At 56.0% G+C, this 14,371-nt stretch carries 17 protein-coding genes; 4 read left to right on the top strand and 13 right to left on the bottom strand.

What is annotated here, in order from left to right; translation table 11 throughout:
* Positions 1 to 3: 3 nt before the first annotated feature.
* The 3 genes from artQ (at position 4) to artJ (ending at position 2,299) form a co-directional block, all read left to right on the top strand.
* Positions 4 to 720 (top strand): arginine ABC transporter permease ArtQ, encoded by a 717-nt coding sequence (gene artQ / locus PGR29_RS09840; protein WP_015367517.1) that lies wholly within the window; start codon positions 4 to 6, stop codon positions 718 to 720.
* Positions 720 to 1,388, top strand: coding sequence for an arginine ABC transporter permease ArtM (artM, locus tag PGR29_RS09835; protein WP_015704859.1), 669 nt, complete (start codon positions 720 to 722; stop codon positions 1,386 to 1,388). Before artQ ends, artM begins: the two co-directional genes overlap by 1 nt.
* Positions 1,389 to 1,567: 179 nt before the next feature.
* Positions 1,568 to 2,299 carry an arginine ABC transporter substrate-binding protein ArtJ gene (artJ, locus tag PGR29_RS09830; RefSeq protein ID WP_015367519.1) on the top strand — a complete coding sequence of 244 codons (732 nt, stop codon included), beginning with the start codon at positions 1,568 to 1,570 and terminating at the stop codon, positions 2,297 to 2,299.
* 62 nt (positions 2,300 to 2,361) lie between these two features.
* Here artJ and PGR29_RS09825 read toward each other — a convergent pair whose 3' ends face one another.
* The 12 genes from PGR29_RS09825 to PGR29_RS09770 all read right to left on the bottom strand — a co-directional run bounded on the left by PGR29_RS09825 (position 2,362) and on the right by PGR29_RS09770 (position 13,387).
* Entirely contained in the window at positions 2,362 to 3,834 is a 1,473-nt protein-coding gene (locus PGR29_RS09825) for a sensor histidine kinase (RefSeq protein WP_213317750.1), read from the bottom strand.
* Positions 3,831 to 4,547, bottom strand: a complete 717-nt coding sequence (locus PGR29_RS09820) for a response regulator transcription factor (protein WP_015704857.1) — start codon at positions 4,545 to 4,547, stop codon at positions 3,831 to 3,833. The genes PGR29_RS09825 and PGR29_RS09820 overlap by 4 nt, the downstream gene beginning before the upstream one ends.
* A 77-nt stretch (positions 4,548 to 4,624) precedes the next feature.
* Positions 4,625 to 5,752 (bottom strand): 23S rRNA (uracil(747)-C(5))-methyltransferase RlmC, encoded by a 1,128-nt coding sequence (gene rlmC / locus PGR29_RS09815; RefSeq protein WP_015704856.1) that lies wholly within the window; start codon positions 5,750 to 5,752, stop codon positions 4,625 to 4,627.
* Positions 5,753 to 5,794: 42 nt separating this feature from the next.
* Complete coding sequence (locus PGR29_RS09810) at positions 5,795 to 6,283, bottom strand: YbjO family protein (protein WP_045396319.1); 489 nt, start codon at positions 6,281 to 6,283, stop codon at positions 5,795 to 5,797.
* 58 nt (positions 6,284 to 6,341) lie between these two features.
* Positions 6,342 to 7,187, bottom strand: coding sequence for a putrescine ABC transporter permease PotI (gene potI / locus PGR29_RS09805; protein ID WP_015367524.1), 846 nt, complete (start codon positions 7,185 to 7,187; stop codon positions 6,342 to 6,344).
* Positions 7,184 to 8,137, bottom strand: a complete 954-nt coding sequence (gene potH, locus PGR29_RS09800; protein WP_015367525.1) for a putrescine ABC transporter permease PotH — start codon at positions 8,135 to 8,137, stop codon at positions 7,184 to 7,186. Before potH ends, potI begins: the two co-directional genes overlap by 4 nt.
* Positions 8,138 to 8,147: 10 nt before the next feature.
* A complete protein-coding gene (potG, locus tag PGR29_RS09795) occupies positions 8,148 to 9,281 on the bottom strand; it encodes a putrescine ABC transporter ATP-binding subunit PotG (protein WP_015367526.1) in 1,134 nt (377 codons plus the stop codon).
* 123 nt (positions 9,282 to 9,404) lie between these two features.
* On the bottom strand, positions 9,405 to 10,517 hold the full coding sequence (potF, locus tag PGR29_RS09790; protein ID WP_032711260.1) for a spermidine/putrescine ABC transporter substrate-binding protein PotF: 1,113 nt from the start codon (positions 10,515 to 10,517) through the stop codon (positions 9,405 to 9,407).
* A 330-nt stretch (positions 10,518 to 10,847) separates the two neighbouring features.
* Positions 10,848 to 11,333, bottom strand: a complete 486-nt coding sequence (locus PGR29_RS09785) for a YbjN domain-containing protein (protein WP_015367528.1) — start codon at positions 11,331 to 11,333, stop codon at positions 10,848 to 10,850.
* 88 nt (positions 11,334 to 11,421) lie between these two features.
* Positions 11,422 to 12,324, bottom strand: coding sequence for a 30S ribosomal protein S6--L-glutamate ligase (gene rimK, locus PGR29_RS09780; RefSeq protein ID WP_015367529.1), 903 nt, complete (start codon positions 12,322 to 12,324; stop codon positions 11,422 to 11,424).
* Positions 12,325 to 12,390: 66 nt separating this feature from the next.
* Positions 12,391 to 13,113: a nitroreductase NfsA gene (gene nfsA / locus PGR29_RS09775; protein ID WP_087859984.1), complete on the bottom strand. Its 723-nt coding sequence runs from the start codon at positions 13,111 to 13,113 to the stop codon at positions 12,391 to 12,393.
* A complete protein-coding gene (locus PGR29_RS09770) occupies positions 13,097 to 13,387 on the bottom strand; it encodes a YbjC family protein (protein WP_047065002.1) in 291 nt (96 codons plus the stop codon). The genes nfsA and PGR29_RS09770 overlap by 17 nt, the downstream gene beginning before the upstream one ends.
* 186 nt (positions 13,388 to 13,573) lie before the next feature.
* Between PGR29_RS09770 and PGR29_RS09765 the strand changes: the two genes are divergently transcribed.
* On the top strand, positions 13,574 to 13,837 hold the full coding sequence (locus PGR29_RS09765; RefSeq protein ID WP_015367533.1) for a GrxA family glutaredoxin: 264 nt from the start codon (positions 13,574 to 13,576) through the stop codon (positions 13,835 to 13,837).
* 6 nt (positions 13,838 to 13,843) lie between these two features.
* Here PGR29_RS09765 and PGR29_RS09760 read toward each other — a convergent pair whose 3' ends face one another.
* On the bottom strand, positions 13,844 to 14,227 hold the full coding sequence (locus PGR29_RS09760; protein ID WP_047065001.1) for an inner membrane protein YbjM: 384 nt from the start codon (positions 14,225 to 14,227) through the stop codon (positions 13,844 to 13,846).
* Between the last annotated feature and the right edge of the window lie 144 nt (positions 14,228 to 14,371).

Here is a 14,371-nt window from a genome sequence, read left to right as displayed (position 1 = left end):
TGAATGAACGAATTTTTTCCATTAGCAAGCGCCGCCGGGATGACCGTCGGCCTTGCCGTTTGCGCGCTGGTCATCGGCCTGGTGCTGGCGATGCTTTTCGCCGTGCTGGAGTCGGTGAAATGGCGCCCTGTGGCATGGCTGGCGACCGGCATCGTAACGATTTTACGCGGCCTACCGGAAATCCTGGTGGTGCTGTTTATCTACTTTGGTTCCTCACAGCTGCTGCTGACGCTGTCTGACGGTTTTACTCTCAATCTTGGGTTTGTGCAGATTCCGGTACAGATGCAAATTGAAAACTTCGACGTCAGCCCGTTCCTCTGTGGCGCCATTGCGCTTTCCCTGCTCTATGCCGCCTATGCCTCGCAGACCCTGCGCGGCGCCTTGAAAGCGGTGCCGCAGGGGCAGTGGGAGTCCGGACAAGCGCTGGGTTTGTCAAAGGCGGCGATATTCTTTCGCCTGGTGATGCCGCAGATGTGGCGCCATGCACTGCCGGGCCTGGGCAACCAGTGGCTCGTATTGCTGAAAGATACCGCGCTGGTCAGCCTTATCAGCGTCAACGACCTGATGCTGCAAACCAAAAGTATTGCTACCCGTACTCAGGAGCCGTTTAACTGGTACATCATTGCAGCAGCGATTTATCTCGTCATCACCCTGTTGAGTCAATACATCCTCAAGCGTATTGACCAGCGTGCGACGCGCTTCGAACGGAGACCAGGTTGATGCTCGATTACTTACCCGAACTGCTGAAAGGGCTGCATACTAGCCTGACGCTGACGGCGGCATCGATCGTCGTGGCGCTGATCCTGGCGCTGATCTTTACCATCGTCCTGACGTTAAAAACGCCGGTGGTGGTATGGATCGTCCGCGGCTATATCACGCTGTTTACCGGTACGCCGCTGCTGGTACAGATCTTCCTGATCTACTATGGGCCAGGACAGTTCCCGTCATTACAGAATTACCCGGTGCTGTGGCATCTCATCTCTGAGCCCTGGCTGTGCGCGCTGATCGCCTTGTCGTTAAACAGCGCGGCTTATACCACCCAGCTGTTCTATGGCGCCATCCGCGCCATTCCGGACGGCCAGTGGCAGTCCTGCAGCGCGCTGGGGATGAGCAAGAAGGATACGCTGGCGATTCTGCTACCGTATGCTTTTAAACGCGCCCTCTCCTCGTACTCTAACGAAGTGGTGTTGGTCTTTAAGAGCACCTCGCTGGCTTACACCATCACGCTGATGGAAGTGATGGGCCATGGCCAGCTGCTTTACGGGCGCACCTATGACGTGATGGTCTTCGGCGCAGCCGGCATCATTTATCTGGTAGTGAACGGCCTGCTGACGCTCTTGATGCGTCTGGTGGAAAGAAAAGCGCTGGCCTTCGAGCGCCGTAACTAACATCACGAAATGCATAAACAGTAAACAATGAAACGGGTAAGTACTAATGCTTACCCGTTTTTTTTATAACCAATAAAATAAACATACAACTTTATTGCATATAAATTCATTTAGTGGCATTGTGAACTTCAGCCGTAAACCGGCACAACATCATAAGATTGACCGACGGGAGTCCCACTATGAAAAAGTTAGTTCTGGCCGCACTGCTTAGCTCTTTCGCCTTTGGCGCCGCTGCCGCGGAGAAAATCAGCTTTGGCGTTTCCGCGACCTATCCGCCATTTGAATCCATGGATGCGAATAACCAGATTGTCGGTTTCGATCTCGATCTGGCCAAAGCGCTGTGTAAGCAAATGCAGGCCGACTGTACTTTTACCAACCACGCTTTCGACAGCCTGATCCCGGCGCTAAAATTTAAAAAGTATGATGCGGTGATTTCCGGCATGGACATCACGCCTGAGCGTAGCAAACAGGTCGCGTTTACCGACCCGTACTATGCCAACTCGGCGCTGGTGATCGCCAAAAAAGACGCGTACCACTCTTTTGATGACCTGAAGGGTAAGCGTATCGGCATGGAAAACGGCACCACGCACCAGAAATACCTGCAGGATAAGCACCCGGAAGTCAAAACCGTCGCTTACGATAGCTACCAGAATGCCATTATCGACCTGAAAAACGGCCGTATCGACGGCGTCTTCGGCGATACCGCGGTGGTCAACGAATGGCTGAAGACCAACCCGCAGTTAGGCGCGGCGACGCCGAAAGTAACCGACCCGCAGTACTTCGGTACCGGCCTCGGCATTGCGGTGCGCCCGGATAATAAAGCGCTGCTGGAAAAACTCAATGCCGCGCTGAAAGCGATTAAAGCTGACGGAACCTACCAGAAAATTAGCAACCAGTGGTTCCCGGAGTAAGACCTGCGCTTCCCGGCTTACGGTGCAACCGTCTGAGCCGGGCCTATCGGCAGCGCTCTCCCTCACAGCGGCAGGGTAAACTGGAAACAGGCCCCTGCCGGTACTTCCAGCAGGCGAATATCGCCCCCGTGCAGTTGCAGCATCCGGCGAACAATCATCAACCCCAGCCCGCCCCGTGATGCGCTCTGCTGCCCCGGTTCCAGTACCGATGGCCGCTCAAACAGATTGGCCCGTAATTCACCGGCGACGCCCGGGCCGCTATCGGCCACCTCGACCACCACCTGCGTCCCCTGCAGGCGCGACGACAGACGAATTTCGCCCCCATGCGGAGTGTGGCGGATGGCGTTATCCAGCAGATTGGTTAATACCCGCTCCATCATCGAAAGGTCTGCCTCAACCAAAGGCAAGCCTGACGCCAATTCCAGGCGCAGACGGATTTCGCGGGTGGCAATCGCCAGATCGAATTTTTGCGCCACGTCCTGAATCAGCTCAGCAAGGATAAACTTTTCCGGCTGCGGCTTAATACCGCCATGTTCAAGGCGAGCCAGCTCAAATAGCTGTTGTGAGAGATGACGGACTTTATTTCCCTGGCGTAGCGCGATATTCAGATACTGCTTGCGCTCCTGCGCCGTCAGGCGATCATCCTTAAGCGATAACGTCTCCAGATATCCCAGCAGCGAAGTCAGCGGCGTGCGCAGGTCATGCGAAATATTGGCAATAAATTCCCGGCGCTGACGATCGCTATCAGCCAGCCGATCCCATTGCCCGGCGATCTGCTGCGCCAGTTCGATAAACCGGTTATGCAGCAGCGCCACTTCATTTCCGGGATGCGGGTCCGGCGCCTGCGCCGCCAGCGCCTTAATCGCGCGAATGCTGTCGCTATCACCCGCCGCCACCAGTGCCGTCAGCTGGCGTACAGGGCGTGTCACCCAGTACCACGCCAGGCCTCCGGCCAACAGGCCAAACAACGCCACCAGCAGCAGGGTCCATAGCAGCAGGCTCCACAGCGTCTTCTGCCAGGCGCTCTGTGCCAGTTCATTAAACGTTTCGCCCTGCAGAATAATATAAAGATAGCCACGTAGCTGGCCGTCAAGGCGTAGCGGCGCGGCGCTAAATACTTTTTGCTGGTCCACGCTGCGCGGATCGTCGCCATAAATCGGCCACGCGCCGCCGGAGAGAAACGTCTGCACCGGCGCCATGGCAATGCGCTGGCGTTTAATGTGCCCCGGCGGCGCGGCATCCGCCAGCAGCTCGCCATCCGGCGAAACGAGGTACAGCTCGACGCTTGGGTTAAACACCATCAGACGGTCGAAGAGTGGTTTCAACGCCGCGCGATCCACCTCGCCGTGGGCGTTGAGCAGCGGCTCGCGGGTGGCAATCTGCTGCGCCAGACCGGCGGAAAGCCGTTGCACCATGACGTTACCGTACTGCGCGCTGCTATAGAGCTGGAGCAGACAAACGGACAGCGCACACAGCAGCAGCAAGGCGATAAACACCAACGATAACCGCTGGCTGAGGCTGAGTCGGCGGATCATGACTGCGCCCCGGCGCTATAGGGCGCAAATTTATACCCCTTCCCCCAGACGGTAAGAATAATGTCCGGCTCTGCCGGGTCGCGCTCTATTTTCGTACGCAGACGATTAATATGCGTGTTGACCGTATGTTCGTAGCCTTCATGCTGATAGCCCCAGACGCTATCCAGCAGCGCCAGACGCGAAAAAACTTCACCGGGATGGCGGGCAAAGTAATACAGCAGATCGAATTCGCGCGGCGTGAGGTCAACCAGTTCACCGCGCAGCCTGACCTCCCGGGACAGCGGGTCGATATTCAGGCCGTGGCAGGCGATACGTCCGGCATCCATCAAGAGATTTTGTCCCATCGCTTCCTGACGGCGGAAAACCGCCTTCACCCGGGCAATCAGCTCCAGCAGAGAAAAAGGTTTCGCCAGATAATCATCGGCCCCCATTTCCAGCCCCTGCACGCGCTGGGTTTCGCTCGAACGGGCGCTAATAATAATCACCGGTAGATAGCGCGTTTGCTGACGGATGCGACGGCAAATCTCCAGCCCGTCGACGTTGGGCAACATCAGGTCAAGAATCACCGCATCCCAGACGCCGTTATCCAGCTGGCGCAGCGCCTGCGCGCCGTCCGCCTCGTGCACGATTTGGTACCCTTCATCCTGCAGATTCAGGCGCAACAAAGCCGCAATATCATCATCATCTTCCACCAGCAGGATTTTTTTACTCATCAGATTCGCTCCACGAATTTCACGCTCGTTTCATAAAGCTTACCCGATTTCAGCCGCTTAAAGAGTTCACATTTTGTTTAAACTTCACGAACCAGCAGCGTCAGCACTTCATAATGCGCGGTATGTGGAAACATATCGAACAACTGCACTCGCTCAAGGCGATAGCCCTGCAGACGATCAATATCTGCGGCCATCGTCCGGGCGTTACAGCTCGAATAAATGATATACGGCGGCGCCATGCGGCTTAGATAATCGCACAGTTCGGCGCCGATGCCGCGCCGCGGCGGGTTGACCAGCACCAGCTGTGGAATATCGTCTTCATGCGTCGCGAATTGCGTGGAATCCAGCGCCTGAAAATGAAGATTGGTTAATCCCAATTGGGCCGCGGATTGCTTCGCGCAGGCGATGGCTTCCGGGGCGATTTCGATACCGGTAAGGCGCATCTGCGGGGTTGCGCAGTGCAGGCCGAAACCGCCGACGCCGCAAAACAGATCCCACATGTGGTTGACCGGCAGCGCGCGTACCCAGTCGCGGGCGGTAGCATAGAGCTGGCTCGCCACCGTCGGGTTGGTCTGGAAAAAGCTTTGCGGGCGGATCCACAGCGGTACGCCGTTAAAGTTCTCCGCCAGCGCCTGTTGATCGCTGAGGAAAATCTCCTGCTCCCCTTCCATGATAGCCATATGCACGGGCTGAATATTGGCGGTAATCACCTTTAGCTGCGGCAACTGCTGCTGTAACCACGGCAGCGCGGCGCGCAACTGTTCAAGCTTTGCCGCAGAGCGCAGAACGAAACGCAACATCATGCCGCCGTGCTGGCTTTCTGTCAGCAGCAAATACTTCAGTTCGCCGCGCTTGCGGGCAACGTTATAGGGGGTGAGTCCGGCGCGGGCGATAAACGGCTTCAGCGCGGCGAAAACCGGTTCAAAACTCGGCGGATACAGCGGACAATCGGTGAGATCTTCCGGCGTGCCATCACGATGCAGCATGCCTAGCAGCGGGCGCTCTACGCTACCGCTTACGACCATTTTCGCTTTGTTGCGAAACGCCGTCTCCGGACCTGAAACCGGAGCAAGCCATGTCGCCGCTGGATGACCCGCCAGCAGTTCGCGCAGGTTAGCCATTTTATCGGCGAGCTGTTGCGTCAATGGCAATTCCAGCCACTGACAAGAACGGCAGCGGCCCGCGTCGTAAAGTGCGCAATGCATAAGAAGACCTTCAAGAAAACCGGGGCGGGGATTGTATCACCGTTATTGCAAGCGGAAAAATCGTCGGCACGACGCAGGGATAAACAATAGCGCCAGCACCAGCAGATCCGGCAGCTTCTGCAGAAACAGCGCATGGAGAATTTCCCGCTTTGACTCCCCGGCCACGCTGAACAGTTCTGGATAGCCGTAGCCAATCGAGGCCGCCCACAGATAAGAGATGACGATAATTTGCGTCAACAGGTAGAGCCAGCGCGCCCAGTTGCGGCCTTTCACCAGCGAAAAGGCGCACCAGATCTCGATAAACACCAGCGCCAGGCTCGCCAGAAACACCAGCGTCAGGGCCCAGGTTTGCACGCTACGATGAATAAAATCGGCAATCCCCTGCACGCCGAGCTGATTGAGGATCATTAACAGATCGAGACCGCGAATTAAGATAATAGCGAAGGCCGCCACCTGTACCAGCACAGGGACGTTAAGACGAGCATGAGACGATCGAGTTTTTGTAAACAATCCCAACGTAAAGTCATCCATGAAAACGGCGCCACGAGTGCGGCGCCGATAATAGGCTCTGTTAGCGATTTTAGTGGGTTCAGCCCCTTCTTGCACGCTGGATATCGCGCACGCGCTGCTTTTCTGCGCGAGCCATTAAATACCAGGCGATAAAACCGACAATTCCCACCACGCCGAGGATTAAGGTCGCCAGGGCGTTAATTTCCGGGTTAACGCCCATCCGCACGCTGGAGAAAACCAGCATCGGTAGCGTCGTCGCCCCCGGCCCGGAAACGAAGCTGGCAATGACCAGGTCATCAAGCGACAAGGTAAACGCCAGCAGCCAGCCGGAAATGACCGCGGGCATAATCATCGGCAAGGTTATCACGAAAAACACCTTCAGCGGCGCGGCGCCAAGATCCATCGCCGCCTCTTCGATTGACCTGTCCAATTCGCGCAGACGTGAAGAGATAACCACCGCCACATAGGCGGTACAGAAGGTGACATGCGCCAGCCATATCGTCAACATGCCGCGATCCGATGGCCAGCCGATGGAATGCCCCAGCGCGACGAACAGCAGCAGCAGCGACAGCCCGGTAATCACATCGGGCATCACCAGCGGCGCGGTGATCATAAAAGCAAAACCGTTGGAACCGCGAAAACGGCCAAAACGCACCAGCACCACCGCGGCAATCGTGCCGAGGATCGCCGCCGCCGTCGCCGCGCAGGCGGCAATGGTCAGGCTTAACCCCACCGCGCTCATCATCGCGTCATCATGAAATAGCTCGCTATACCAGCGAGTCGACCACCCCGCCCATACCGTCACCAGCTTCGAACTGTTAAATGAATAGATAACCAGCATCAGCATCGGCGCATACAAGAAGGTAAAACCGAGCACGAGGATCAGAATCCGCCACGGCGAACGTACTACCGGTAAGTCATTCATCCATGATCCCCCATCTGTTTTTGCTGATGTTTGTGGAACCACATGATCGGCACGATCAGTAGCAATAGCATCACAATAGCCACCGCCGATGCTACCGGCCAGTCGCGGTTATTAAAGAACTCCTGCCACAGCACGCGGCCAATCATAATGCTGTCGGGGCCGCCGAGCAGTTCCGGGATCACGAACTCGCCCACCGCCGGAATAAACACCAGCATCGAACCGGCGATAATGCCGCCTTTCGTTAACGGAACAATCACCTGGAAGAAAGTTTTTAATGGCCGGGCGCCGAGATCCAGCGACGCTTCCACCAGCGAATAGTCGATACGCGTCAGCGCGGTATAAATCGGCAGCACCATGAACGGCAGGTAGGCGTAAACGATACCGATGTACACCGCCAGGTTGGTATGCAAAATCTCCAGCGGCTGATCGATAACTCCAAGCCACAACAGGAAATTATTGAGCACCCCGTTGCTTTTCAGCAGCCCCATCCAGGCGTAAACGCGAATGAGGAACGAGGTCCACGAAGGTAATATCACCAACAGTAGCAGGATATTTCGCGTCGATGGTTTACTATGCGCCACCGCCCACGCCAGCGGATAGCCCAATAGCAGACAGCAAAAGGTGGAAATGGCCGCCACCTGCAGCGACTGCAGATAAGCCTCAAAGTACAGCGGATCGTCGGTCAGCTGCAGGAAGTTGCCGAGGTTGAGCGTCAACGTCAGTTGACCGTCGGCCCATGACAGTAACTCGGTATAGGGCGGGATCGCCCGCGCCATTTCGGCCAGACTGATTTTAAAAACGATCAGGAATGGCAGTAAAAACAGCAGGATTAACCACAGATACGGCAGCGCAATCACCAGCTTACGCCCGTGGGCCATCTGCTGGCGCGCCAGCCACAGGGCAAAACCGCCGGGCTTTTTGCCGCCGGCTGGAGGTTCTAATGTGCTCATCGCCCTCTCCTTACACCGTCAGAACAACGCAGCTATCGGCGTCCCAGCACAAGCGAACTTCATCACCCCAGGTCGGCATGCCTTTGCGATGGCGATGTTCGTTTTGCAGCTGGGCGCTTATCATCTGCCCGCTTTTGAGACGGACATGATAGATAGACAGATCGCCGAGGTAGGCAATATGGATAACCTCGCCTACCGCAAAGTTAAAGCCGTCCGCCGGCGGTTCGTCGCAGAGCATGATTTTCTCAGGACGCAGCGCCACCCAGACCGGCACGTTATCCACCACCGAGGCATCCGGATCGACCTTCAGCGGATGTACCAGCCCCGGCGCATTCAGTACCAGACCATCTTCCAGCCGCTCTTTGACCAGCCCTTCGAAGACGTTTACCGAACCGATAAACTCGGCGCTATAGCGAGTCGTCGGATGTTCATAGATCTCCTCCGGCTCGCCTATCTGCACGAACTTGCCGCGGTTCATGATGGCGATACGACCCGCCATGGTCATCGCCTCTTCCTGGTCATGTGTGACCATCACGCAGGTGACGCCGACGCGCTCAAGAATATCCACCACCTCAAGCTGCATCCGGTCGCGCAGTTTTTTATCTAACGCGCCCATCGGTTCATCGAGCAGCAGCAGTTTCGGCCGCTTCGCCAGACTACGCGCCAGCGCCACGCGCTGACGCTGGCCGCCGGAAAGCTGGTGCGGCTTGCGTTTGGCGAACTCCTGCATATGCACCAACGCCAGCATCTCCTGGACGCGGGCGTTAATCTCCGCCTTCGGCAGCTTGTCCTGCTTGAGACCAAAGGCGATATTTTGCTCAACAGTCATGTGCGGAAACAGCGCGTAAGACTGGAACATCATATTGATCGGCCGTTGATACGGCGGCACGCGCGCCAGGTCGACGCCATCCAGCACAATCTGCCCGGCGGTGGGCAACTCAAAACCTGCCAGCATGCGTAGCAACGTCGATTTCCCGCAGCCGGACGCGCCCAGTAAGGCAAATATTTCGCCTTTATAAATGGTGAGATTGACATCATCGACGGCGTGTTGCCCATCGAAGGATTTGGTTAAATTACGGATTTCCAGCAGCGGGGTCAGCGCTTTGGGGGCTTTCGCCTGTGGGCGGGGCATTGCGTCATTCACTCGGGTGCTCTCCGGCAAATACAATCACCGTATGGCCCGGTTGCCATACATTCTTCAGTTCTATGTCCGCCAGCGAACAGCAGGTCAGACCTTTACAGGCCCGGCGTACCGGGCCTGATGGCGTTATTTTCCGCTTTTCACTTTGGTCCATGCGCGGGTGCGCACGCGATCAATCTTCGGATCCTGCACCTTGAGGGTGAACAGCTTGGCGAAGACATCCTCCGGCGGGTAAATCGCTGGGTTGTTACGGATATCGGCGCTGACCAGCGGCGTCGCCTCTTTGTTGCCGTTAGCGTAGTAGACGTGATCGCTGATGTGGGCGATGACCTCCGGGCGCAGCAGATAGTTCAGGAACTGATAGGCTTCGTCTTTATTTTTGGCATCCGCCGGCATGGCGAAGACATCAAAGAAGGCCAGCGCCCCCTCTTTCGGAATGAAGTAGGAGATATTGACGCCGTTCTTCGCCTCTTTCGCCCGATTCGCCGCCTGCCAGACATCGCCCGCCCAGCCAATCGCGACGCAGATATCGCCGTTTGCCAGGTCATTAATATATTGCGAAGAGTGGAAGTAACGGATATTGGGCCGCAGCTTCAGCAGCAGATCGGTTGCCGGTCCGGTGTAATCATCGGCTTTGGTGCTGTTTGGATCTTTACCGAGATAGTTCAGCACCGTCGAGAAAATCTCTTCCGGGGCATCAAGGAAGGAGACGCCGCAGCTTTTCAGCTTCTCAAGGTTTTCCGGTTTCAGCACCAGATCCCAGCTGTTTAACGGCACGTCTTTACCCAGCGCCGCTTTCACTTTATCGACGTTATAGCCGATGCCGGTGGTCGCCCACATGTACGGCATCGCATATTTGTTATCGGGATCGTGACGCGCCACCAGTTGTAAAACTTTCGGGTCGAGGTTTTTCCAGTTCGGCAGTTTACTTTTATCAAGCGGCTGGAACACTCCGGCCGCCAGCTGGCGTTCAAGGAAGCTTGCCGACGGCACCACCAGATCGAACCCGGTGCTGCCGGCCATTAATTTACCTTCCAGCACCTCGTTGGAATCAAATACGTCATACACCACTTTAATTCCGGTCTCTTTTTCAAAATTGGCGACCGTGTCCGGCGCAATATAATCAGACCAGTTATAGACGTGCAGCGTTTTTTGTTCCGCTGCGAGCGAGCCGGCAGAAACGGCCATCAGCGCACCCGTAATCACACCTGTTAACCATTTTTTACCCAAGGCGGTCATATCTCTGTTTCCTTCTCAAGGCCCGTTAATTCACGGACGCAATAGACGAACCTGAACGCATGCAAGAATCATGCATATTTTTCATTGCCTGAGATAAGGAGAGGAAACCTCTCCCTGATTGGCTGCCCGCAAATGGACGCCTCGCCAGAATAACTGTAGCCAGAATAAGAGGATATAGCCCAGGCAAAAAAACGCCCTGGATCATATTTCCAGCCAATAAAGGTCTACGAGATAAAAGCGAAGCGGTAAAACAGCAGTGAATAATTCTTTAAATGAGGGTTTGTGACAGAATAAATAAGCAACCGCCATCGCAGCGGCTGCTTTTATTAATTAGTGCAGAAAATGGTATTGCACTTCTTCGGCTGCGGCCTCTTCTTCCTGCTCTTCCGCTTTATACAGCAGTTGATTGGCGCCGGCTTCCAGAATGACCATCGAGACCTGCTCTTCGCTCTGGCGGAAGAACCAGGCAAACTGTTCAAGCGTGACGCCCGCGCCAACGGGCAGCGCCTGGCAAACCACCAGCTTCGGCAGGTTATCATCCTGAATATCAAGGAACGCTTTTACGGTCAGCGAACTGGCGTTAATCGCCGACAGGTCCGCCGATAGCGGCAGTAGCGCCGAAGGCTTCACTTCCGCCAGCGCCGAAAACAGCACCACGTTGTCCAGCAGGTCGATTTTGGCATCGAAAATACCGTCGAAATTCTGCATATGCGGCAGGTGCAACGCCTGGCAGGAGTCGCACTCAAAAAAACTGATGCCTAACTCGTCGAGCCAATGACGTAACGTATCAAGACCCGGAACGACCAGTGAATCCATAGTGCCTGTGACCTCTTGCTGGATAAAAAACGACGCATAGCTTACGCAAAAAATGCGTCGCATTCCATGAAAGGATAACGAAGTGACGCTACCCTCCCATTTTTAGACAATATCCAGGCGTTGCCTGACGCTCGATCCACGCGATCATTCGCCCGGCAATATCGACGTGAGTGGTGGTTTCAATCCCTTCCAGCCCCGGTGACGCGTTAACTTCCATCACCAGCGGACCGCGATGGGCGCGCAGGATATCCACGCCAGCCACGTCCAGACCCAGCGTTTGCGCTGCTTTAATCGCCATCTCCCGCTCCTGATCGCTAAGCGTGGCCGTAGTGGCGACGCCGCCGCGGTGCAGGTTAGAGCGAAAATCGCCCTCCTTCGCCCGCCGCTCAATCGCCGCCACCACCTCATCGCCAACCACCAGGCAGCGGATATCGCACCCTTTTGCCTCAGCGATATATTCTTGCACCAGAATGTGCGCATTAAGGCCCCGGAAGGCGTCAATCACGCTTTCCGCCGCCTGCCGCGTTTCCGCCAGCACCACGCCGATCCCCTGCGTCCCCTCCACCAGTTTAACCACCAGCGGCGCGCCGCCCACCATCGCGATCAGATCGCTGGTGTCGTCCGGGGAATGGGCAATGCCGGTGACCGGTAGATCGATTCCCTGACGCGCCAGCAACTGCAGCGAGCGCAGCTTATCGCGGGCACGGGTAATCGCCACCGACTCGTTTAGCGGATAGCTGCCCAGCAGTTCGAACTGCCGCAGCGCGGCGGTGCCGTAATAGGTGATAGCCGTGCCGATGCGCGGAATGACTGCATCAAAATGGGGCAACTGTCGCCCTTTGTAGTGAATCGAGGAGGCAACCGGGCTGACGCTCATATAGCAGGAGAGCGGATCGAGGATCTCGACCTGATGCCCGCGTTTTTGCGCGGCTTCACGCAAGCGGCGGCAAGAATAAAGCGTTCCATCCCGGGATAATATAGCGATTTTCACCCAACACCTCTTAGAAAATAACTGGCAGCCAGCACTCTGCGTTTGCAGGGTGAAGTGTATAGGGAATCAGCGCGTTGCCCAGCCCTGTTTATGCAAATAATCGAGAATAAACGGCCGGCTCTCTTTGATGATGGTGCGGCGGATATGGTCGCTCCAGGTATCGCGGCGGGTATTGCTGCCGCGCGACAGATAATAGTCCGCCAGCTGTTCGTCGTACTGCGCCAGCACCTGTTGATCAAGCGGCTGGTAGTGATTCTCATGCACCAGCATCGCAGGCGGAATACGCGGCTTAACCTGCGGGTCGTCGGCAGGCCAGCCGAGGCACAGGCCAAACAGCGGCAACACGTGTTTCGGCAGCTGCAGCAGCTCGGTTACCGCATCAATGTTATTACGCAGGCCGCCAATATAGACGCCGCCTAATCCCAGGGATTCCGCGGCGATTAAGGCATTCTGCGCCATTAGCGCGGTGTCGACGACGCCCAGCAGCAGCTGTTCTGCCAGTCCCAACTGCGCTTGCGGGCAAATTTGCAGGTGGCGGTTGAAATCGGCGCAGAATACCCAAAACTCCGCCGCCTGCGCCACATGCTGCTGGCCGCCGGTCAACGGAACCAGCTGCTCACGCATCTGCGGGTCGGTAATGCGAATAATCGAGGTACATTGTAAAAAGCTGGAGCTGGATGCCCCTTGCGCCCCGGCGATGATAGCCTCACGCTGTTGGTCGCTAATCGGCGCGTCGGTAAAATGGCGGATGGAACGGTGGTTGCGCAGCAGATCAATGGTCGGCGTCATGGCGTTTTTCTCTTTCGGACGGGGTAGAAGATGAGGTCTTATTATCGGTCAACTGCGGCGCGACAATTTTCGCTATTCGCCACATTAGGGCTATCGCCGCCGGGATCATCAGCAGGATCCCGGCAAAGATCATGATGAGCGCCGCCGTCGGGCTGGCAAACGGCGCCGGCAGCTGAACATACTGGTTCAATGACAGCCAGGCCAGCGTCAGCAGCGCCATGCCGACGAGCTCAACAATCAGAATACTTTTGGGTAATGCGGCAGGCGATCGCATAACGCTCCTCAATATACTCATGCCGCGCACATCGCTGGCGGGTCTGTATAGGGTCTTGCAGCAGATGATATTTATCAAGCATAACCCGCAACCATCGCTATAAAAGGTAAAACCTTCTTCCCCTTGCTAACGGAACGCGGCATCATAGCCACATTCGCCATCCGGCTGAGATTTAAGGAGAGAAGCATGTTTACCGTTATTTTTGGTCGCCCAGGTTGCCCGTATTGCGTTCGCGCTAAAGAACTGGCTGAAAAACTGAGCACCGAGCGCGATGACTTCAGCTATCGCTACATTGATATCCACGCGGAAGGCATCAGCAAAGCCGATCTGGAAAAAACCGTCGGTAAGCCGGTAGAAACCGTACCGCAGATTTTCGTCGATCAGAAACACATCGGCGGCTGCACGGATTTCGAAGCCTGGGCGAAAGAAAATCTCGGCCTGTTTGCTTGAGAGACTTCACTCTTCCATTGAGTGCCTGCGTCTGGCGTCCAGCCAGACGCTAATAAATAAAAAGCATAGCGCCCCGAGCGCGCACCAGAACACCGCGCTAAAAAGCCACGCCAGTTCCTGCCAAAACGATCGATGAGTAATAAAGAACATCCGCATCACCACCAGACAAACCGGTGCCGCCAGCATGGCGCCAATCAGCGGACGTATGACGCGCCGGCCTGGGGATAAACAGCTCGCCACCGCGCCAGGTAGCACAAAGAACAGCAGCCCAAGCTCGGGGTTGCCCGTTTGCCGAAAAGCCCCTTTCATATGCAGCAACAGCGATAAACAAACCACAATAAACAGAAAGAACCCACAAATTATACCGGCCCACGCGCGCTCAGATTTCACGACATCCTCCTGATTTCGCCTCTAACTATCTTTCACTTCATCCAGTCAGAAATAGCATTCTGGCAGTCCATGCTTATAACGCTCCCGTCAGAGTAAAACGATTGTGACTAGCCGCAGCAACCAGGAAAGATTAAACTAGCGGCA

The sequence above is a fragment of the Klebsiella sp. 141203 genome (assembly GCF_032601985.1).
GTDB lineage: Bacteria > Pseudomonadota > Gammaproteobacteria > Enterobacterales > Enterobacteriaceae > Klebsiella > Klebsiella aerogenes.
Note: the sequence above shows the minus strand (reverse complement) of the source record. Positions and strands in the feature narration are given on the sequence as shown.